Here is a 22,368-nt window from a genome sequence, read left to right as displayed (position 1 = left end):
CTCTTGAAACTTTTTATTCGATATTTGCGAAGCTAAGGTCTTGATACTTGATACTAACTACTTGATACTAACTATTTGATAATATGTCCGAGGTTACCGGTAAAGCGCTTGATTGGAAATTATTAAAACGGGTGATGCATTATGTAAAGCCGTACAACACTACGTTTGTGGTGGCTGCATTTTTAACCGTTTTTTTGGCGGTGAGCGCCTTGCTGCAACCTATCCTGATTCAGCGCACGCTGGATGTTGATATACTAAATGATGATTACAACGGGTTGGTTTTCATGGTTGGCCTGATGATAGCACAGCTGCTTATTCAAACTGTGGCGCAATATTATCAAACCTACTTAACCAACGCGCTGGGCCAGTCGGTTATTCGCGATCTGCGGATTGATATTTTTAACCATATCACCAGTTTACGCTTAAAATATTTTGACAGGACGCCTATCGGGATGCTCATCACCCGTACAGTATCTGACCTGGAAACCATTGCTGATATATTTTCTGAAGGCCTCATCTCTATTATGGGGGATATGCTGCTGGTATTTGCCGTTATCGGTTTTATGCTATACCAGGACTGGAAACTGGCCCTGATCACCCTTATTCCGATGCCTTTTCTTTTTGCATCAACTTATGTATTTAAGGAAGCTATTAAATCTTCTTTCCAGGAGGTGCGCACACAGGTAGCGCAGCTCAATACTTTCCTGGCAGAGCATATTTCAGGGATCAGTATCATTCAGCTATTTGCCCGTGAGGATCAGGAGATGCGCAAGTTTAAATCTGTAAACCTTAAGTACCGGGATGCCAACATTCGTTCCAACTGGTACTACTCTATATTTTTCCCGGTGGTAGAAATCTTGTTTGCCGTTTGTATCGGTTTGCTGGTATGGTATGGATGTAAACGGATGCTGTCTGATAATCAGCTGGCGGCTTTATCAGCGTCAAAAAGAGGTATTACTCCCGGTGTAATTACAGGCTTTATTGTGTTGCTGAACATGCTTTTTCGCCCGATACGGCAGCTGGCCGATAAATTCAATACCCTGCAAATGGGTATGGTAGGGGCTGATAGGATTTTCAAGGTGTTGGATACTGATGAGGTAGCCACAGATAACGGAACACTTAAAACCGGCAGGTTAAAAGGCGAGATTGTTTTTGACAAAGTTTGGTTTGCTTACAACGATGAAAACTGGGTGCTGAAAAATATCAGCTTCCACATAAAACCCGGCGAAACTTTGGCGCTGGTCGGCGCTACCGGTGCCGGTAAATCATCAACCATAAATATTCTGAATCGCTTTTATGAGATAGGGCAGGGGAATGTTAAGGTAGATGGACATGACATTCGCGAATACGAGGTAGAGTTTTTACGCTCGCAAATTGCTACCGTGATCCAGGATGTATTTTTGTTTACCGATACTATTGCCAATAACATCAGCCTCAATAATCCATCAATAACCCGCGAGCAAATTATTGCAGCGGCAAAAGATGTAGGCGCGCATGAGTTTATTGAACGTTTGCCTGGCGGGTATGATTATAATGTAATGGAGCGCGGAGCAACGCTGTCGGCAGGGCAATCGCAATTAATTTCCTTCATCAGGGCACTGGTATACAACCCCGCGATTTTGGTTTTGGATGAGGCAACATCTTCAGTAGATACCGAAACAGAGATCCTGATACAAAACGCCATTAATAAATTAATGCAGGGCCGTACAGCTATAGTGATAGCGCACCGCCTGTCCACAATTCAAAATGCCGATAGGATCATTGTGCTTGATCATGGGGAGATTATGGAAACAGGCACCCACCAGGAATTGCTTAAAATAGAGAATGGCCATTACCGAAAGCTCTATGATCTGCAGTTTAACTCGGCAGGAATAGCACGATGATCTGTTGCGGGTTTCGTGTTGCGAGTTGCGTGATTTGAGTTGCGGGTTGCGTGATGCGTGTTGCCCGGTTAAAAGTTTTATTTCTACTGGTAACTTTTACCCGAATTGATCAGTTGCGTGTTGCGAGTTGCCCGGATAAAGAATTTATTGGCACTTGTTGCTTTTACCCGAACCTCGAACCCCGTAACCCGAACCCCATAATCCTCCTCACCCCTTCGGTACAGCCGTTACCGACTCAACGGGTTGCTCTTCTTTTTCGTGTTTTTTGGCAATGTCGCTGCCGTGAGGTTCATCGGCATTGTATTCCAAGTCTTCTTCTCTTAGTTTGCTTTTACCGCCCCTGTCATCTGGCCGCCGGGTTGGAGTATCAGAAGGTGATGGTTTGCTTTTATCGTTTGCTGGCTTTTTCATGATGATATATTCAGGATGATATAACAGGAGGAGGGGCGGAATTGTTTATTTTCTGAACCAGGATTTAGCCAGCTAATGGATTCATCAGACGCGACGTTGAACTACCAAATACGGGAATCAGCTGAATCTCCTTAACCTTGATTCAGACAAAAAATTCTGATCGAGACGTTAATAAATGTTAAAACCTGCATACTATTACCGCATTAAACAACATTTATAAGCAATAAACTTTTACCTTTAAGGCGTGTTTCTTAATTTCGCACGAATAGCAGGTGTGAGATATTAGATGTGAGATGTAAGACAAGCTTCAAAATGCGGCTGTTTTTTTTGTTCTCAAATCTTAAAATCTCACTTCTCATATCTAAACAACATGGAAGAATTTGAAGCAAGTGCATCGGCAAAAAAAACCAAAACCATATACATTTCTACGGTATTTGGAATTGCGATGGTATTATTGATGATAGGTTTGCTGGGCCTGCTTTTGGTACATGCCAAAAATCTTTCGCGCTATGTAAAGGAAAATATTGTGCTGAACATTTTTGTTGATGACGCAGCGCATGAAACTGATGTACTGCAGTTACAGAAACAATTGGATGGTAACCCTATTGTTAAACAAACCCAATACGTAAGTAAAGAACTTGCTGCCCGTAACCTGCAAAAGGACTTGGGCGAGGATTTTGTGAAGTTTTTAGGGTATAACCCACTTTCACAATCGCTGGATGTTTACCTGAAGGCTGATTTTGCTAACAACAAAGACATCGAGAAATTTAAAGCCGACCTGTTAAAGAACCCTTTGGTTAAAGAGGTAAAATACCAGCAATCATTAGTTGATCAGATGAATCAAAACCTCACTTCCATCAGTTTGATCATCCTGGTATTTGCAGGCATCTTCGTGGTGCTTTCGGTAGCGCTTATTAATAATACTATCAGGTTGGCTATATACTCGCAAAGGTTCCTTATAAAATCGATGCAATTGGTAGGCGCCACAAAAGGATTTATCCGCAAGCCATTTTTACTATACGGTATCTGGCATGGTTTGTTAGGCGGTTTAATAGCAATTATTATACTCATTGGATCCCTTTACCTGGCCTACAGAGAAGTGCCGGATTTAGTGATTCTGCAGGATTATACAGAATTTGGTATCGTATTTTTAGGCGTTATTGGAGTAGGAGTATTTATATCCGCGTTTAGTACATTCCTGGCGGTTAACAAGTTTTTACGTTTAAAAATATACGACCTGTATAGGTAAGTCAAAATTAAAAATTAAAAAAAATGTGAGGTGGATGGTTTTAATCACTAATTCACCAATTCAATAAATCACTAATTAAAAAAATGGCACAGCAATTTAAACCCACTACGCCTTTAAAATCATCGGCACAGGCAGCTAAACCAGCACTTAAAACTACCAGTACCACACCGGTTGAATTTATATTTGATAAAGGAAATTACAAGTTTTTAATTATCAGTGTATTAGTAGTAGCCTTCGGCTTTGTGTTAATGTCTGGCACTACAGATATTTACAGTACCACCAAAATTGTTATTGCTCCAATAGTAGTATTGGCTGGTTTTGGATTAGGCTTTTACGCGATATTAAAAAAGCCAGAAGTAAAGTAAGTCTTTTTTTTGATTGGGTTAATTAAGAACGCGATTGATGGTATTATCCTTCAATGCCAGGCTTGGTTAACTCAATTTACATACACTTATATAACCATTCCAACTTAATCCATCCACCTAATCCAATCACTCCCCCAAAACAATGGATACTATAAAACTTATACATGTAATTGTACTTGCTATAATTGAAGGAATAACCGAATTTTTACCGGTATCATCAACCGGGCATATGATCATCGCTTCGTCTATAATGGGCATAGCTACAGATCCTTTTATTAAATTATTTACTATCGCGGTACAGTTAGGCGCCATATTATCGGTGGTAGTATTGTACTGGAAAAGATTTTTTCAAACTATTAATTTCTACATCAAGCTTTTAGTAGCATTTATACCCGCAGCGGTATTTGGCGTGCTGTTCAGTAAAAAAATAGATGCTTTATTAGAGAGCGCCCTTACTGTAGGTATTACCTTATTGGTTGGTGGTGTAATTTTGCTTTTTGTTGATAAATGGTTTAATAAACCGACTGTAAAAGAGGAGAAAGACATCAGCTATTTAACTGCTTTAAAAATTGGATTTTTCCAATGCCTGGCCATGATTCCCGGTACCTCCCGCTCGGCAGCAACCATTGTTGGTGGTATGTCGCAAAAACTTACCCGCACCGCTGCTGCTGAATTTTCATTCTTTTTGGCGGTGCCCACCATGTTTGCAGCAACAGGTAAAAAGCTGTATGATTTTTACAAAGAAGGGCACAACTTTACCGGCGAAGAAATTAAATTATTGGCTATAGGTAATGTTATTGCTTTTGTGGTAGCTATGCTGGCTATCAAAACATTCATTACTTTTTTGGAGCGTAGGGGCTTTGTTATCTTTGGTTGGTATCGTATTGTTATCGGCATCGTGATCATCGGTTTAATAGTGAGCGGCCACCAGCTGGAAACATTATAGGCACAAAATTTTTCAACTTCAATAAACACGCGTCATTACTGATACAACAGGGTAATCCTTGAAAAGCAGTGATGACGCGTTAGTTTTATAACCCAGGTCGAAGATTTAAAAACTTCGATTTTCTGTATGGTTAACCAATGGATGTCATTGCTTCGTATCCCTCGCAATGTTGGCATGGATATTTCCTTTCAAAATTTCCCTACCTTTGCAGCTTTAATAACAATAATTGAAGAACACCTACAATAATATACAGGAATTTGCCGAAGGTCAGCTTTTGCTGGTTAATAAGCCTTATAGCTGGACGAGCTTTGATGTAGTGGGCAAAATCCGTAATTCGTTTAAGCCGCTTAAATTAAAAGTAGGCCATGCCGGCACGCTTGATCCGCTGGCTACCGGTTTGCTTATCATTTGCACCGGTAAAATGACCAAGCAGATTGATACTTTCCAGGCTGAAGAAAAGGAGTACACCGGAACTATGGTGCTTGGTGCAACCACGCCATCATATGATATGGAAACCGAGCCGGATAATAAATTCGACATCAGCCAACTTGCTGAACAACAGCTGCGTAATAACTGCGAACAATTTACAGGTGATATTCAACAATATCCGCCGGCGCATTCGGCTATAAAAATTGATGGTGAGCGGTTATATGAAAAGGCCCGTCGTGGCGAAGAAGTTGAACTGCGCCTGCGCAATGTAACCATTAGCGAATTTGAACTAACCCGCATTGAATTACCCGAAATTGATTTTAGGGTAGTATGTAGTAAGGGCACTTATATCCGGTCGCTGGTTAATGATTTTGGCGCGACTTTAAATAACGGGGCATATTTATCAAAATTAAGACGTACACGGAGTGGTAATTATAAGGTAGAAGATGCCTGGGAAGTGATGGAACTGGTGAATATGATTAGGACTTTAAAAGCCCCTGCCGAGCCGGTTGCAGATCAGGGTTGATCAATAAACCATTTCGGGGTCAAAATATGCTGCCTGGCATAGCCAGGTGAACTAAAAAACTAAATTTGTGTTTTTACTCATAAAATGAGGATATACAACAATATTGACGAATTTACAGCTATAAAAAATGCGGTTGTTACCATTGGTACCTTTGATGGGGTACATATTGGGCACCGTAAAATTATTGCAGGTATAAAGGAACTTGCCGACGAGATCAAAGGCGAAACCGTTATTCTTACCTTCTTTCCGCATCCGCGGATGATATTGCATCCCGAGGATGAAAGCATTAAGCTAATTACCACCATTACCGAAAAGGCCCAGCTGATGGAGCAATTAGGTGTCGATCATTTAATCATCACCCCATTTTCAAGGGATTTTAGCAATCAAACCGCAGAAGGTTATATTCGTGATGTACTGGTGAACAAAATCGGTACAAAAAAGATAGTAATAGGTTACGATCACCGTTTTGGTAAAGACAGGCAGGGCGGGTTGGAAGATCTGCTTAAACTTGGTCCGGTTTACGGATTTGACGTAGAGGAGATCCCCGAGCAGGATATCGATGAAGTTGCCATCAGCTCAACACGTATCAGGACTGCTCTTTTAAAGGGCCAGATTGATCTTGCCAATACCTTTTTAGGTTATCCCTTTTTTATAACAGGTACCGTTATCCGTGGCGACCAGTTAGGCAGGCAAATAGGCTATCCAACAGCCAATATCGTAGTAGAAGAGAAATATAAGCTCATCCCATCAGATGGCATCTTTGCAGTAACGGTACTTGTTGCAGGCCAACGCTATAAAGGCATGGCATATATAGGTAGCCGCCCAACCGTAAACGGCCTTACCCACAATATTGAGGTAAACATCTTTGATTTTGATAAAGAGATTTACAATCAGCCTATAAAAATGGAGTTTCATCATTATGTGCGGGGCGACGTGAAATTTGCATCGCTGGAGGAACTGAAAGTGCAATTGGCTCAGGATAAGATAGATGTAACGGCATTATTAGATAGTATCTGAACCTGAATTTATCGAATTAAGAAATTTGCGGAATTATTTGAACGTTGAATATTCAGCTTCAGAAAGAAAACTAAATAATTCTGTAATTCGACAAATTCCGGGTCAGACAAAATATCACTACCTCAAAGCCAGCTCCCCGTACCCAATCACCACCTAAAAACACCTTGTTTTCCCTTAAAACTCAAAACTAAAACCGTACATTTGCCTGTCAATATGACTCTAATTGTCGCTATGGCGTAATTATTGAGTTTGAAGGGTTATATCAAAATAATATGTTAGATTTTATCAGTAAGCTTTTTGGAAGCAAATCAGAACGGGATGTAAAAAGTATTAAGCCGATAGTTGAAAAAGTAAAGGCTGAATTTGCAAAACTCGGTACCATCAGTAATGATGAGCTTAGGGCTAAAACAATAGGTTTTAAACAAACTATCGCCGAAGGACTTTCTGGCATCGATAGCGAGATCCAAGCCATAAAAGATCGTACAGAAAACGAGCTTGACATGGACGTTGCCGATAAAGTTGAGCTATATACTCAACTTGATAAGCTGGAAAAAGACCGTAATAAGGAACTTGAAGATATATTGATCAATATATTACCAGAAGCGTTTGCAGTTGTAAAAGAAACTGCCAGGCGTTTTTCTGAAAATAAAACTATTGAAGTTACCGCAACGGAGTTTGATCGTAACCTTGCCGCGCGTAAAAATAATGTGTTGATCAAGGGCGATAAAGCCATTCATCATAATACCTGGCTTGCTGCCGGTAATGAAATGACCTGGAATATGGTTCATTACGATGTACAGCTTATAGGTGGTATCGTTTTGCACCAGGGTAAGATATCTGAAATGGCAACAGGTGAAGGTAAAACGCTGGTAGCCACGCTGCCTGCATACCTTAATGCCCTGGCTGGTCAGGGTGTACACATTGTAACTGTGAATGATTACCTGGCCCGCAGGGATAGTGAGTGGATGGGGCCTTTATATGAGTTTCATGGTTTATCTGTTGATTGTATTGATAAACATGAGCCAAATTCTGAGGAACGCCGTGCCGCTTACCTTGCCGATATTACTTTTGGCACTAACAACGAGTTTGGTTTTGATTACCTGCGTGACAATATGACACGTAGCCCAGAAGAACTTGTTCAGCGTAAACTACACTATGCAATGGTGGATGAGGTCGATTCAGTTTTAATTGATGATGCCCGTACACCTTTAATTATATCTGGTCCTATCCCTCGTGGCGATGAGCATGAGTTTTATGAGTTGAAACCACGCATAGAACGTTTGGTTAACGCGCAAAAAGCTTATGTAAACAGCGTATTAAATGAAGCCAAAAAAGCGATTAACGACGGTAATGCCGATGTTGACGGCGGTGGTTTAGCATTATTGCGTGCTTACAGGGGTTTACCTAAAAGCAAAGCGCTTATTAAATTTTTAAGTGAAGGCGGTAACAGGAGCACCCTGCAAAAGGTAGAGAATCACTACATGCAGGATCAGGGCAAGGATATGCCTAAGGTAGATGCTGAACTGTTTTTTGTTATCGACGAAAAAAACAACCAGGTTGAACTTGCCGAAAAAGGTATCGAATTGATTACTTCATCTGGCGAGGATCCTCACTTTTTTGTAATGCCTGATGTAGGTACCGAAATTGCCGAGATCGAAAAATCAAACCTGAGCACCGAAGAGAAAATTGCCCGCAAGGATGAACTGATGCGTGATTTCTCTATCAAATCTGAACGTATCCACTCTGTTAACCAATTGTTGAAGGCTTATACCTTATTTGAAAAGGATACCGAATACATTTTGGACGAAGGCAAAGTGAAAATTGTAGATGAGCAAACAGGCCGTGTATTGGATGGCCGCCGTTACTCTGATGGGTTGCACCAGGCTATTGAGGCCAAAGAAAATGTAAAGGTTGAGGATGCAACACAAACATTCGCGACAGTTACCCTGCAAAACTACTTCAGGATGTACCACAAGCTTTGTGGTATGACGGGTACTGCCGTTACCGAAGCCGGTGAGTTTTGGGAAATATACAAGCTGGATGTGGTAGAGATACCAACCAATACCCCTGCAAGCCGCGAAGACAGGCAGGATTTAGTATACCGTACCATCCGCGAAAAATATAATGCTGTTGCCGATGAGATTGTAAAATTAACACAGGCCGGTCGCCCGGTATTGGTGGGTACTACATCGGTAGAAATTTCTGAATTATTGAGCCGTATGCTTAAACTGCGCGGCATTAAACATAACGTACTGAATGCGAAAATGCACCAGAAGGAGGCCGATATTGTGGCCGAAGCTGGTCAGTCGGGCACAGTAACCATTGCCACCAACATGGCTGGTCGTGGTACGGATATTAAATTGGGTGCCGGAGTTCAGGCAGCCGGTGGTTTGGCCATTGTAGGTACAGAGCGCCATGAGTCGCGCCGTGTTGACAGGCAGTTACGCGGTCGTGCCGGTAGGCAGGGTGATCCGGGTTCTTCACAGTTCTTTGTATCGTTGGAGGATAACCTGATGCGTTTATTTGGATCAGAGCGGATCTCAAACCTGATGGTACGTATGGGTATTGAGGAGGGCGAAGTTATTCAGCACTCCATGATCTCTAAATCAATTGAACGCGCGCAGAAAAAAGTAGAAGAGAATAACTTTGGTATTCGTAAACGTTTGCTGGAGTATGATGATGTGATGAACTCACAGCGTACCGTTGTTTACACTAAACGTAAAAATGCTTTGTTTGGCGAACGTTTGGATGTTGATTTGAGCAATACCATTTTTGATGTAGTTGAAGATATCACCACCGAATATAAAGAGGCTAACAATTACGAAGGTTTCACTTTAGAGATGATTCGGCTGTTCTCTGTTGATGTGGAGATTGATGCTGATAAGTTTGCTGCAAACTCTATTAACGCGTTGGTTGATCATACCTTCCAAACGGTGATGGATTTTTACAAACGTAAAGGCGACGCCGTTTCTGCACAGGCTTACCCGGTATTAAAAGATGTATATGATACCCGTGGTCAATACGTAGAAAACATTGTGGTTCCTTTCAGCGATGGCATTCATGGTATCCAGGTTTCTGTTCCGCTTAAAAAGGCGATTGACAACCACGGTCATGAAGTGTTCAAATCTTTTGAAAAGAACGTTACCCTGTACCTGATTGATGATGCCTGGAAAGAGCATTTACGCGAGATGGATGAGTTAAAACAATCTGTACAGAACGCGGTTTATGAGCAGAAGGATCCATTGTTGGTTTACAAGTTTGAGGCTTTTGAATTGTTCCGTGGCATGTTGGCCAATGTGAATAAAGAAATAGTGAGTTTCCTTTTCAGGGGAGGTATCCCGGTTCAGCAACAAGCTGAAGAGATCAGGGAAGCGAAACCAGAGCCTAAGCTTGATTTGCGTAAAATGAAAACCACCAAAGCTGAGCTTGTTAACGAAGTTAACGGTATCCCTATGGATGATTTTCGCGACCAGCAGAAAGCTACACCTGTAAGGGTTGAGCAAAAGATAGGTCGTAATGATCCTTGCCCTTGCGGTAGTGGCAAAAAGTTTAAAAACTGCCATGGCGTAGGGCAGAATTAGCCCCACCCGGCCTCCCCTTAAGGGGAGGAGGAAAAATAAAAGAAGGTCATCCTGAACTTGTTTCAGGATCCCATAAGAAAGGTCGACTTCAAGTTGTATACCTTGCATATGGGATGCCGAAACAAGTTCGGCATGACGGTGTTTTTATAAGATAATTACCAAAATGAAAAAAGCAGTATTTGATCATAAAGCTAAATCAGCCCTCATCAAATACTGCTTTTTTTTTGTGCTGATAATTGCCTCAACCAAAACCTTTGCCCAAACCCGTGGCAAGGTTGAAGTAGTTAAAGACCCATTGGTTGATACACTGATAGCCAAACGCTTTACTTTAAATAAAGAAACCGGGATTGCACCGGGAGTGTCATCATCGTATGGTTACCGGGTACAGTTCTTTAGCGGATCCAGCAGGCAGGAAGCTTACAGTGCCCAGGCCAGGCTGCAACGCGAATATCCCGAACTGCGCACCTATATTCTTTATAGCGAACCCAATTTTAAAGTTCGTGCAGGTGATTTCAGGACCCGCCTGGAAGCCCAAAAACTGATGCAGGAACTCAGAGCCTCGTTTTCGAGTCTGTTCATCATATCCGAAAAAATAAATCTACCTAAAGCTGATGCCAACGATGATTAAAGAAAAAATACAGGATTTATCACAAAAAATATTTGATGATGTGGTAGCCAACCGCCGCCACCTGCATGCCAATCCCGAGCTTTCCTTTCATGAACAACAAACTTCTGGTTTTGTGGCCGGCAAGTTGGAAGAACTGGGTTTGGAGTATCAAAAAATGGCCGATACCGGTTTGGTAGCCCTGATAAAAGGCGACCTGCCATCTGATAGGGTAGTGGCCCTGCGTGCCGATATGGACGCTTTGCCTATTACAGAAGCTAATGATGTGCCCTATAAATCAAAAAATATAGGCGTAATGCACGCTTGTGGCCATGATGCGCATACGTCATCTCTATTAGGTACGGCCCGTATTTTAACCGAATTGAAAAGTCAGTTTGGCGGAACCGTTAAGTTGATATTTCAACCAGCCGAAGAGAAACTTCCCGGTGGTGCAAGCATCATGATTAAAGAAGGTGTATTGGAAAATCCAAAACCACAGGCCGTATTAGGGCAGCATGTAATGCCTTTGATTGAAGCCGGTAAGGTGGGTTTTCGTGCCGGTAAATACATGGCGTCAACAGATGAAATATATGTTACCGTTAAAGGTAAAGGCGGCCACGGTGCCCAGCCTCAACAAAATATAGACCCTGTTATTATCACTGCCCACATATTAACCGCGCTGCAGCAGGTAGTGAGCCGTTTTGCTGATCCTAAGAGCCCTTCGGTATTGTCTTTTGGTAAAGTAATAGCTAATGGTGCCACCAATGTGATCCCTAACGAGGTTTACCTGGAAGGTACCTTCCGTACCATGGATGAAAAATGGCGCGAAGAAGCCCATAAACGCATGAAAAAAATGGCCGAAGGCATGGCAGAAAGTATGGGCGGCAGCTGCGAATTTAATATTATGCGCGGTTACCCGTTCCTGATCAACGAAGAAGTGCTTACCCACGCTACACGTGGCCACGCTGAGGATTACTTAGGTAAAGAGAACGTACTTGATCTTGACATTTGGATGGCCGCTGAAGATTTTGCCTATTACTCGCAGGCAGCAGATAGCTGTTTTTATCGCCTGGGAACCCGTAACGAAGCCCGTGGTATTACCTCATCGGTACATACACCCACCTTTGATGTGGAAGAAGACGCGTTTAAAATAAGCACCGGGCTAATGGCTTACCTGGCCATTAAACAGTTAGGGAATTAGAAATAGATAAAGGGCGAAAAAGTAAAAGATTTGTCATCCTGAGGAACGAAGGATCTATTCCATACTTTACAGGGCGAAGAGGCATGGCGAATAACAGATCCTTCACTATCGTTCAGGATGACAAAAGGTTTTTCGAAAAAACGTCATGGGGATTGATAAAATTCAGGGGGCTTGGAAGAGGAAATGGCAAGCGGCGAAAGACTTACGAAGTTTTAAAAACTTCGTAAGTCTGGGGTTCTACGCAATAACATGGGAATAATCGTAACTGTTCCCTTAGATAAAATGTTAATAGTGTGATGAAGAAATTATTATTAGTTGTAGGATTTACTATTGTTAGCAGTTTTGCCTTCTCCCAGCAAATACAACGCTTTAATCCAGATACCATCCGTACCATCGTTATCGACTCATTGGTTGATATTCGTTCGCATAAGCTTAGTGCACAGGATTTTATAGACGCGGTAATGGCCGATACCAGTTTTTACAAGGCTTTTCAGAATATGAAGGCCTATGCTTTTACTGCCGAGAATCGCATTTATACTTATGATAAAAAAAATAAAGTTGATGGCAAGGTTTATCGAAAGCTTCGCCACAGTAATGTTGTTGGTCAGCATAAAATAGAATATTTTGCTAAGCAGGATAGTGGCTCTGTTTATAAAAAGAATGGCAAGTACCAGTTGTACACGGTAGAAATGTTCGACTTTATTTTCCAGAACGCCTACAACTCCGATTTTGTGAAGGGCGATGAACTACCCGGCACCGGCGGGAAAAACGAAAGCTATAAGGATAAATTAAAGACACTGATATTCACCCCCGGTCGCAAGGTTAAGGGGATTCCTTTTATTGGGAGCAAAACAGAGATCTTTTCCAAAGACATGCGCGAATTTTACTTTTATGAGTTTGCCCGTGGGAAGTACCTGGATACCATTCCCGTTTATCGCTTTAAAGTGAGATGCAAGCCAAGCACATCAGATGGGGACACCATGATTAAGGAGATGACCACCATTTTTGATGAGCGCACCTTCGAAATTCTTGGGCGTTACATTGATATGAAATTCAGCAATATGTTCTTTGATTTTAATGTGCAGATGAACATCGAGCTTAATAATTTTAATGGCCAGTTGCTGCCCATCAAAATCACTTACCAGGGCAACTGGAATATCCCTTTCCACAAAGAAGAACGCGCCAGCTTTTTAATTGTGCATAAGGGTTATGAGAAGGAGTAAGGGACGCCTTATAGCTGTGATTGCCCTGCAGTCGTATCGTTTTTTCAGATAGAATTTCTTTTTAATTTAGCCGGTTTCTTCTGTTAATTAATTTTTTTAGGCCGTAGTTGGTTTTGGCAGCAAACTGCTTTTAAGTATTTGGATGTGATGTAATTGTGCGTTAATTATATCCTATCCATCAATAAAAAAATATACTTTTGGAAGATAGCGTTTCAAGCTAAATCTATTAATGCGGTCTTATACCCTAAAATTATTATTGCTGCTTCTATTTGCAATGGCGCTTAATCGTGTTAAAGCGCAAGATCCCGTAATCTGTAAAGGCAGTCTGGGCGATCCTGTTATTAATGTAACTTTTGGTGCGGGAGCAAACTTTGGTCCGCCGTCGCCTTATTCTACCATGCTTTATGTAGCAGGTTGTCCAGATGATAATTTTTATACTATTGTAAACAGCACAGATGTGAAAAATGGTGGCTCAAATTGTATTCCCGGGAACTGGTTTTCGGTTCCTCAAGATCATACAGGCGATCCTAATGGTTATATGATGTTTATTAATGCATCATATGACGCCAGTGAGTTTTTTAAACAGGTAACCGATGTTCCCTTGTGCCAAAAAACTACCTATGAGTTTTCGGCATATGTGCTTAATTTGCTTACCCCGGCGGCAAGCGGTGGCGCCAATCAACCCAAATTAAAGTTTACCATTGAAACAATAACTGGAGCTCCTTTAGCTACCATTACCAAAACTATTGACCCCACAACAACACCTGAATGGGTAAAATGTAGTGTGACTTTTGCAACTCCCGGTAATATAGATAAGGTAGTATTAAAAATAGAGAACCAGGCCCCCGGCGGAAATGGCAATGATTTGCTGCTGGATGATATTGCATTCAGGGCTTGTGGTCCGGTCATTCAATTGGGGTTTAATAGTATAACCGCAACCGCGCCACAAAATATATGTATAGGAGAAACTCATGCCTATGATTTAGTTGCACAGATAGGCGAAGGTTATGATGATGTCCGCAGGCAATGGCAACGGAGGGTTGATGGAGGGACGTGGGCAGATCTATCAAATGAAACCAGCAATATTTTGAAGTTTACAACTACCCCGGATATGCCGGTCGGCAGTTATCAATACAGAATTGCTGCTGCCGAAGCAGAAAACATAAATTCGCTAACATGCCGTACTTATTCCGAGCCGCTTACCATTACAGTAAATCCTAAGCCGGTGGTGCCACATATGGAGCCTGCTGCTGCATGCGAAGGAGGTGCCTTAACACTTAACGCGACAGGAGGGGTAGTTTATGAATGGCATGGGCCTGGCATAACCCAGGTTAACAAAAATCAGAACCCACTGCAACTTGAAAATATTACACCTGCAATTCAGGGTAATTATTCGGTTGATGTAACATCAGCGAGTGGTTGTACTTCTTCTTCAAACACATTTCCGGTTACTGTTAATTTAAAGCCGGTAATTACGGTAAGCAATACAGCAACTGTTTGCAAAGGAAATTCGGTTACCATAAGCGCTTCGGCGCCGGGAGCTACAAGTTACAGTTGGAGCCCTGCGGCCGGTTTGTCTGACCCCGCATCCAGTAATCCGGTTGCAAACCCAATCGAAACGACTACTTATGCGGTTACAGTACGCAATGCTAATGATTGTTCAGATACCAAAACGGTAACAGTAAATGTATTAGGAAATCCATCGGCCGATGCCGGAGCTGACAAGAAAATATTTGAGGGCCAATCGGTAATGTTAAACGGAGCAGCCCAAAATGCCAATATTTTTAATTGGACGCCTGCAACCGGGCTTAGTGATCCGCATGTGCTTAACCCCATTGCCACTCCCGGTGATGATATCACCTATCTCCTTACAGTGAGTTCGGCGCAAAATTGTGGTGAAGCTACCAGCAGTGTTTTTGTAAAGGTTTATCACAAGATTGTTATACCCAACGCGTTTTCTCCAAATGGAGATGGTTATAATGATTTTTGGGATATTGAAGCGCTGGTAACTTACCCCCAAAGTTTACTTACCGTATTTAACCGTTACGGGCAGCAGGTATTTAAAAGTATTGGTTATGACAAACCCTGGAAAGGTACTTACAACGGTGCCAAGCTACCCTCGGGTACGTATTACTATATTATCGATCTTAAATTAGGCTCGCCAAAGCTAACCGGGTGGGTATTAATTGTTAATTAAGGAAGATATTTATGGAGTAAGAGCGAATGATCAAAACTTAATAAACTTGTCTATTTGCTCATCGGTAAACTTCAATGTATCAGCATGTAAAAGCTGGCCGTTTTTGTCAAATTCCTTGTGGATGGCTGATATATGCAGTTTTAGAGGCATCACGTTAAGGTGTACATAATGACAAACACCTGTAAAATGATCTATCCCGCGGATGTTACCGTACTTGCCTGATGATACACCTACCAATGCTGCCTTTTTATCATAGAAGCTTTCGGGGAAATCGCAGGCATCAATAAATACCTTAAGCACACCGGGATAGCTGCCGTTATATTCAGGTATTATAAATAAAAACTTATCAGTGTCAGTTATCAGCTTTTGAATTTCGGAAAATTCAGGGCTTCTTTTACCATACAGATCTGTTTGTAACAGGTTTGGTGGTAAATTTTCTAACGATAATAAATTAGCTTCAACCCCCTTTTCCTGCAATTGCTCCTGGTAATATTTAGCCATTTTTAGTGTTGAACTGCCCGGTCTGTTGGTTGATGCTATGATGGTTATCATTCTTTTTAATTAGTGAGTTAGTGAATTAGCGAGTTAGTATTTTTGAATTTGAATGAATTTATAATAGCTTAATCCTTAATTATCAGTGCTTAAGCAAATCACTAATTCACGCTATCATTAATTCACTAATTAAACGAATATGTTTGTAAATTGACTAAACCTGTGGATTTCCTAATTGTTTAATTTCGTATCTTTATCACGGGATAAAAACTTTACGAAAGTAGAAATTTCTGAAGCTACTTTACGTTACTATAAATCATTGTAATATCAAATTTTGAACATATAGAATGAGTAAAATTATTGCTTTAGCCAACCAGAAAGGTGGCGTAGGGAAAACTACATCATCTATAAATCTGGCTGCAAGTTTGGCCGTATTAGATTTTAAAACACTATTGGTTGATGCCGATCCACAGGCAAATTCCACATCAGGGATAGGTTTTGATCCCCGTAATATAAAGAATAGTATTTATGAGTGTATCATCAACCAGGTTGATCCTCATGAGGCTATCCAAAAAACCGAAACTCCAAACCTCGATCTGCTGCCTGCTCATATTGACCTGGTAGGTGCCGAGATAGAAATGATTAACCTGAGCGGCCGCGAATACAAAATGAAGCAGGTTTTTGAAGCGGTGCGTAATGAATATGATTTTATCATTATTGATTGCTCGCCTTCATTAGGTTTAATCACCATTAATGCCTTAACCGCTGCCGATTCGGTAATTATACCTGTACAATGCGAGTATTTTGCATTAGAAGGATTGGGTAAGTTGTTAAACACTATTAAAATAGTTCAGTCGCGCCTTAACCCGCAACTGGAGATTGAGGGTATTTTGTTAACCATGTATGATGTGCGTTTACGCCTGAGCAACCAGGTGGTTGATGAGGTGAAAACACATTTTGAGGATATGGTTTTTGATACCATTATACAGCGTAACACCCGTTTAAGCGAAGCGCCAAGCTTTGGCGTATCGGTTATTATGCATGATGCCACCTGTAAGGGGGCAATTAATTATTTAAATCTGGCCCGCGAAATTATTCAAAAGAATGGTCTTGTAAAAAGCGAAACAGTAACGGCAACAGCAACAGTATAGTAGATGAGTAATGAAAGAAGAAATGCCCTGGGCAAAGGATTAAGTGCGCTGTTGAATGACTCTGTAAACGTACAACCCTACCAAAATAAAAATAAAGAACAGCAGGAAGCATCAACATCAGCTGCCGAGGTTAATAGCCTGGGTTCAGTTAATGAGATTCGCCTGAGTGAAATTGAGGTTAATCCCTTTCAGCCACGTACTGATTTTGATGAGCAGGCGCTTAATGAGCTTGCCGATTCCATCAAATTGCAGGGATTGATACAGCCAATAACTGTAAGGCGCATTAATGCGCATAAATACCAGCTAATATCGGGCGAACGTCGTTTTAGGGCATCAAAACTGGCTGGGCTAACCCAGGTACCTGCTTATGTGCGTACTGCCAATGATCAGCAAATGCTGGAAATGGCATTGATAGAAAATATTCAGCGCGAAAATCTGAATGCTATTGAGGTGGCCCTGAGTTTTCAACGGATGATTGAGGAGTGTAACCTTAAACAGGAAGAACTTGGCGACAGGGTGAGCAAAAACCGTTCGACAGTTACCAATTATTTGCGTTTACTAAAATTGCCACCAAGTATCCAGGCATCAATCCGCGATGGCGCGCTTAGTATGGGCCATGCCAAGGCGCTTATAAATATTGATGATCCTGCCAAGCAACTATATTTACATCAGCATATTATTCAACAAGGTTTATCTGTTCGTAAGGTAGAAGAGTTGGTTCGTGATATGCAAAAGGCGCCGGTAAAAAAAGAGGGCAAGCAACCCGAGCCGGTATCATATCAGCTACAAAAAATTCAGGACGACTTGGCTTCAAAGTTTAGCACAAGGGTAACACTTAAAGTAGGCAACAAAGGTAATGGAGTTATCGAAATTCCCTTTCTTTCAGAAGATGACCTGGGCCGTATCCTCGAGATGCTGGATTGGTAAAAGTTAACAATATCCTTATATAATTGGCCGTATCATAAATAACATGATGCGGCCTTTTTAATTTGTGATAATGGGGTTGTCTTTACCCGTAGAACTACACCCATGCACTGGCTTTGAGCAGATCGGCCATGTTTTTATCACCGTTGTTTTTATATGTTTATATAATACTACCCCAGGTATAATAATAGGCCGCCAAATCAGTTTATGGTTATTCAACAGGCTAAATTCCTGTTGACGCTTATTTTATAATTTACCTGCCTTATGTATAAATATCCATTGGTTATTGGGTTTATCACAATTATTACTTTTACTGTTAAAGCGCAATCCCCTTATTTGCATAGGTTATCTTTAAGTTCAAAAGATGCATTTAAGAACAAGAATGAAGTAGCGCCCGGCTCCTTTGGGTTATCTGCAGGAAAAGAGAAAAAATATTATCCCGATAGTCTGCACAAGTCACATGCCGCTGTAGTTCGCTCGTTAATGTTACCGGGTTTGGGGCAGCTATATAATCATCGATGGTGGAAAATACCCATTGTTTATGGTGGTTTGGGATTTTTGGGATCGGCTGTGATATATAATCAAAAAAACTATGCACAGCTAATTGCGGTGTACAGGTTAAAGCATTACCTCTATTCGGCCGCGTTAACATCGCCACAAAATCCTAACCACGCTTTATATGTAAAGTATAAAACCGAGTACGGATACTACCAGGGATTTTCTGATAAGGAAGTGGGCGATTTGGCCGAAAGCTGGCGCCGTAACCGCGATATTTGTACTTTAGGCGTAGCCGCCATGTGGGCGATTAATGCTATTGATGCTTATATTGATGCCAAATTTATAAATACATTTTCTATTGATAATAATTTGGCGGTTAAACCAGTTAGTGATGTACTTGTCGAGCAGGTGTATGGAGTAAGCCATAGGGGCTCTTTTAATCCGGGTATAAAAATTACCTTTGCAATAAGATAAAAATGACGCGCTGTATAGCGTGGCGTTAGTGCTTTATTATTTTTTATAAAAAGAATGTATAGATATTTGTTAATTATTGGGATGTTAACGGCGTGTGCCTTTTCTGTTAAAGCGCAGCAAAAGGCAGATACTGCATCGGTAGCTAAAAAAGATACTTTTAAAAAGGCAACCGGAACAGCTCCGGGTTCATTTGCGCCGGCTATAAAAAAGGAGAAGGAGTATCATCCCGATAGTACCCATAGCCCACATAAGGCTGTGATGCATTCGCTGATGATACCTGGTTGGGGGCAGCTGTACAATCACCGCTGGTGGAAAGTTCCAATTGTTTACGGAGGGATTGGATTGCTGGCTTCGGCAGTGATATTTAACCAGGGATATTATAATCAGTTTAATGTACTGGCACATTATTATAAAAATGGCGTAACACCAAAAGTTACCGACAAATATTATGCAGAGTATAAGGCGTATACGGCCGCAGGCGTGCCTGCACAAAATATATATGATGCGCTTGATGGCTACCGCCGTAACCGCGATTTAAGTATATTGGGTATTTTAGGTGCCTGGGGAATACAAACTATTGATGCCTATATTGATGCAAAATTCATAAATGCATATACGGTTGATAATAATTTTGCTATCCGGGTTACACCAAGTGTTATCAACCAGCCGGTTTATGCCCAAAGTTCGTTTGGTTCCTATATTCCGGGTATAAAAGTTACCTTTACGTTTTAACGGCACATTTATATCTTAGCTGTTAATTCAATAAATATTAAAAATGAAGATAGCGTTACTTGGCTATGGAAAAATGGGCAAGATCATAGAAAAGATCGCCATTAGCCGCAAGCATGAAATTGTTTTAACCATTGATCATCAAAACCTGCATGAGCTTACTGCCGAAAACCTTCAAAAGGCCGATGCTGTAATCGAGTTCACTATGCCCGCATCTGTGTTGGGCAATATTGAGCATTGCTTTAATGCCGGTGTACCTATTGTGGTAGGCACTACCGGTTGGTATGATAAAATGGACCAGGTGAAGCAGCAATGCGAAGCGGGTAACAATTCATTAATGTACGCTACTAACTTTAGTGTGGGGGTTAATATTTTTTTCCACATTAACCGGATGCTTGCCAAAGTGATGAATAACTATCCTTATTATGACGTACAGGTTGAAGAAATTCACCACGTTCAAAAAATGGATGCCCCAAGCGGAACAGCAATAACCATTGCCGAAGGGATCATTGATAACCTGGAATCTAAATCAGATTGGGTTAATGTTTTAACTACCGATGATAGTGACGACGACGAAAATGTTCAGCCAGATCAGCTGTTGATAGAATCTATGCGGATTGACAGTGTGCCCGGCACGCATACCGTAATTTATGATTCCGAAGTTGATACCATTGAATTTAAGCATACCGCCCATAACCGTAACGGTTTTGCCCTTGGCGCCGTGCTTGCTGCCGAGTGGATTCATAATAAAAAAGGATTTTATTCGGTTGAGGCCATGTTTGATTTTAAAAGTTAATTTCCATCTGCAGTAAATGGAAATAGCTGGTTATATCGGGGTTTATACCATATTAGCCCCTTTATTAATATTAGTGCATGTTGGCCTTTGGAAACTATTTCAAAAAGCAGGACGACCCGGCTGGGAGGCACTAATACCCATTTACAGCACCTATATGATGTTGAAGCTTAGCGGCAGGCCCTTATGGTGGCTTTTGCTATGTTTCATCCCCGGGATATATATCATCATTGGGGTGGGTATAATTATCGATTTTATAAAATCATTTGGTAAAACAAAAATGACCCATATTGCGGGAGCTATCATTTTGCCGTTTGTTTTTTTGCCAATTTGGGGTTTTGATAAAAATACCCATTACCTGGGTCAGTCTGCAAGTGATGATTTTCATGAGAAATATCAGCCCATTATACGCAGATCATCGGTAAGGGAGTGGTCAGAAGCTATCTTTTTTGCTGTATTGGCGGCAACCATCATTCGCCTGTTTTTTATAGAAGCCTACACTATTCCGTCTGCATCAATGGAAGGTTCGCTTATGATTGGCGATTACCTTTTTGTAAGTAAGTTTAATTATGGAGCCCGCCTGCCCATGACGCCGGTGTCGTTCCCGTTTGCGCACAATAAGATGCCATATATAGGCACAAAATCCTACTGGGATGGTTTAAAGCTGCCCTACCTGAGGCTGCCAGGATTAAGTGAGGTAAAAAAGGGGGATGTGGTTGTTTTTAATTATCCAATGGATGCAGATTCGCCTTATTACAGACCTGTTGATAAACAGGAAAACTATATTAAGCGTTGCCAGGCAGTTGCCGGCGATACAATTAGCTTAATTAGCGCACAGGTATATGTGAACGGCAAACCTGTTATTACTCCGCCGCATGGCCAAATGCAATACATGGTTAATATTGATAGCAATGCCATCAGTCCCAAATTGCAATATGATCTTCACTTGTCAGATATCCAGGCATTTACTAATGTTGATTACATGATGAACATGTCAAAGCAGTCGGCAAGTGCTTTAAAAAAAGTTCCCCATGTCAAATACATCCGGCCCGATATACAATTTAGGGGCGTTTATGATCCCGAGGTATTTCCGCATGATGCCAATCAACGGTGGAATGTTGATAACCTTGGCCCAATTATAGTTCCAAAAAAGGGCTGGACAGTGAGGTTGGATACTTTTACGTTGCCAATCTATCGCCGGGCCATAGAGGTATATGAAAATAATAAACTGCAGGTAAACGGGAATAACATTAGCATAAACGGTAAAAAAACTAATAGCTATACTTTTAAAATGAACTATTATTGGATGATGGGGGATAACCGCCACAATTCATTAGATTCACGTTTTTGGGGCTTTGTGCCAGAGGATCATATCGTAGGTAAAGCCTTGTTTGTGTGGATGAGCTGGGATGAAACATCACCATTTGCCGATAAAATTAGATGGAACCGGGTAATGAGCTGGATTAATTAATAGATGTGGGGATTTCAGATGTGCAGATTTCAAATTTCAAATGTGCAGATGACGGAAGCCCGACCGTCATTGCTGTAAGGGTTTAGTAATTCGGTAACAGAATCAGGTATTTTTATTTGTTGTTTAGGGTGACCATATCGATAGGTTTTTTACCATTGATGCCCTGATGTGGCCGTTCCCAGTTATAATAAACAAGATATTTGA

The 22,368-nt window shown here is 41.3% G+C and carries 19 protein-coding genes; 17 read left to right on the top strand and 2 right to left on the bottom strand.

Translation table 11 applies throughout. The features are described from left to right. Positions 1 to 83: 83 nt before the first annotated feature. A complete protein-coding gene (locus Q0R88_RS05730; RefSeq protein ID WP_295713507.1) occupies positions 84 to 1,883 on the top strand; it encodes an ABC transporter ATP-binding protein in 1,800 nt (599 codons plus the stop codon). 207 nt (positions 1,884 to 2,090) lie between these two features. Here Q0R88_RS05730 and Q0R88_RS05725 read toward each other — a convergent pair whose 3' ends face one another. Continuing rightward, positions 2,091 to 2,294 (bottom strand): hypothetical protein, encoded by a 204-nt coding sequence (locus tag Q0R88_RS05725; protein WP_295713504.1) that lies wholly within the window; start codon positions 2,292 to 2,294, stop codon positions 2,091 to 2,093. A 370-nt stretch (positions 2,295 to 2,664) separates the two neighbouring features. On the opposite strand from Q0R88_RS05725, the gene Q0R88_RS05720 reads away from it, so the two are divergent. The 10 genes from Q0R88_RS05720 (at position 2,665) to Q0R88_RS05675 (ending at position 15,632) form a co-directional block, all read left to right on the top strand. Further along, positions 2,665 to 3,543 carry a permease-like cell division protein FtsX gene (locus Q0R88_RS05720; RefSeq protein WP_295713501.1) on the top strand — a complete coding sequence of 293 codons (879 nt, stop codon included), beginning with the start codon at positions 2,665 to 2,667 and terminating at the stop codon, positions 3,541 to 3,543. Positions 3,544 to 3,626: 83 nt separating this feature from the next. Next, the gene (locus tag Q0R88_RS05715) at positions 3,627 to 3,908 is read left to right on the top strand and encodes a DUF3098 domain-containing protein (RefSeq protein ID WP_295713498.1); all 282 of its coding nucleotides are present in this window, start codon (positions 3,627 to 3,629) and stop codon (positions 3,906 to 3,908) included. Positions 3,909 to 4,059: 151 nt separating this feature from the next. After that, positions 4,060 to 4,854 (top strand): undecaprenyl-diphosphate phosphatase, encoded by a 795-nt coding sequence (locus tag Q0R88_RS05710; protein WP_295713538.1) that lies wholly within the window; start codon positions 4,060 to 4,062, stop codon positions 4,852 to 4,854. A 226-nt stretch (positions 4,855 to 5,080) separates the two neighbouring features. Further along, a complete protein-coding gene (gene truB, locus Q0R88_RS05705) occupies positions 5,081 to 5,809 on the top strand; it encodes a tRNA pseudouridine(55) synthase TruB (RefSeq protein WP_295713495.1) in 729 nt (242 codons plus the stop codon). 84 nt (positions 5,810 to 5,893) lie between these two features. Beyond that, positions 5,894 to 6,826 carry a bifunctional riboflavin kinase/FAD synthetase gene (locus Q0R88_RS05700; RefSeq protein WP_295713492.1) on the top strand — a complete coding sequence of 311 codons (933 nt, stop codon included), beginning with the start codon at positions 5,894 to 5,896 and terminating at the stop codon, positions 6,824 to 6,826. 272 nt (positions 6,827 to 7,098) lie between these two features. After that, complete coding sequence (gene secA / locus Q0R88_RS05695; RefSeq protein WP_295713489.1) at positions 7,099 to 10,407, top strand: preprotein translocase subunit SecA; 3,309 nt, start codon at positions 7,099 to 7,101, stop codon at positions 10,405 to 10,407. A gap of 163 nt (positions 10,408 to 10,570) precedes the next feature. Continuing rightward, complete coding sequence (locus Q0R88_RS05690; RefSeq protein WP_295713487.1) at positions 10,571 to 11,035, top strand: SPOR domain-containing protein; 465 nt, start codon at positions 10,571 to 10,573, stop codon at positions 11,033 to 11,035. Then, positions 11,028 to 12,212 carry a M20 family metallopeptidase gene (locus Q0R88_RS05685; RefSeq protein ID WP_295713536.1) on the top strand — a complete coding sequence of 395 codons (1,185 nt, stop codon included), beginning with the start codon at positions 11,028 to 11,030 and terminating at the stop codon, positions 12,210 to 12,212. Before Q0R88_RS05690 ends, Q0R88_RS05685 begins: the two co-directional genes overlap by 8 nt. 296 nt (positions 12,213 to 12,508) lie before the next feature. Further along, a complete protein-coding gene (locus tag Q0R88_RS05680; RefSeq protein ID WP_295713484.1) occupies positions 12,509 to 13,435 on the top strand; it encodes a hypothetical protein in 927 nt (308 codons plus the stop codon). A gap of 229 nt (positions 13,436 to 13,664) precedes the next feature. Beyond that, positions 13,665 to 15,632, top strand: a complete 1,968-nt coding sequence (locus Q0R88_RS05675) for a gliding motility-associated C-terminal domain-containing protein (RefSeq protein ID WP_295713481.1) — start codon at positions 13,665 to 13,667, stop codon at positions 15,630 to 15,632. 30 nt (positions 15,633 to 15,662) lie between these two features. On the opposite strand, the gene Q0R88_RS05670 is transcribed toward Q0R88_RS05675, so the two are convergent. After that, positions 15,663 to 16,184, bottom strand: coding sequence for an NADPH-dependent FMN reductase (locus tag Q0R88_RS05670; RefSeq protein WP_295713478.1), 522 nt, complete (start codon positions 16,182 to 16,184; stop codon positions 15,663 to 15,665). A 287-nt stretch (positions 16,185 to 16,471) separates the two neighbouring features. Here Q0R88_RS05670 and Q0R88_RS05665 point away from each other — a divergent pair, with 287 nt between their 5' ends. The 6 genes from Q0R88_RS05665 to lepB all read left to right on the top strand — a co-directional run bounded on the left by Q0R88_RS05665 (position 16,472) and on the right by lepB (position 22,164). Then, positions 16,472 to 17,275, top strand: a complete 804-nt coding sequence (locus tag Q0R88_RS05665) for an AAA family ATPase (RefSeq protein ID WP_295713475.1) — start codon at positions 16,472 to 16,474, stop codon at positions 17,273 to 17,275. Positions 17,276 to 17,278: 3 nt separating this feature from the next. Beyond that, positions 17,279 to 18,202, top strand: a complete 924-nt coding sequence (locus tag Q0R88_RS05660; protein ID WP_295713472.1) for a ParB/RepB/Spo0J family partition protein — start codon at positions 17,279 to 17,281, stop codon at positions 18,200 to 18,202. A gap of 261 nt (positions 18,203 to 18,463) precedes the next feature. Further along, entirely contained in the window at positions 18,464 to 19,171 is a 708-nt protein-coding gene (locus Q0R88_RS05655) for a DUF5683 domain-containing protein (protein ID WP_295713469.1), read from the top strand. 81 nt (positions 19,172 to 19,252) lie between these two features. Then, positions 19,253 to 19,903, top strand: a complete 651-nt coding sequence (locus Q0R88_RS05650) for a DUF5683 domain-containing protein (RefSeq protein WP_295713467.1) — start codon at positions 19,253 to 19,255, stop codon at positions 19,901 to 19,903. Between the two features lie 43 nt (positions 19,904 to 19,946). Beyond that, positions 19,947 to 20,696 (top strand): 4-hydroxy-tetrahydrodipicolinate reductase, encoded by a 750-nt coding sequence (gene dapB, locus Q0R88_RS05645; protein WP_295713464.1) that lies wholly within the window; start codon positions 19,947 to 19,949, stop codon positions 20,694 to 20,696. A 16-nt stretch (positions 20,697 to 20,712) separates the two neighbouring features. After that, positions 20,713 to 22,164 (top strand): signal peptidase I, encoded by a 1,452-nt coding sequence (lepB, locus tag Q0R88_RS05640; protein ID WP_295713461.1) that lies wholly within the window; start codon positions 20,713 to 20,715, stop codon positions 22,162 to 22,164. Positions 22,165 to 22,368: the final 204 nt, after the last annotated feature.

It is taken from the genome of Mucilaginibacter sp. (assembly GCF_025362475.1).
Taxonomy (GTDB): Bacteria; Bacteroidota; Bacteroidia; order Sphingobacteriales; family Sphingobacteriaceae; genus Mucilaginibacter.
The sequence above is the reverse complement of the archived record's forward strand: the minus strand, read 5'-3'. Positions and strand labels throughout refer to the sequence as shown.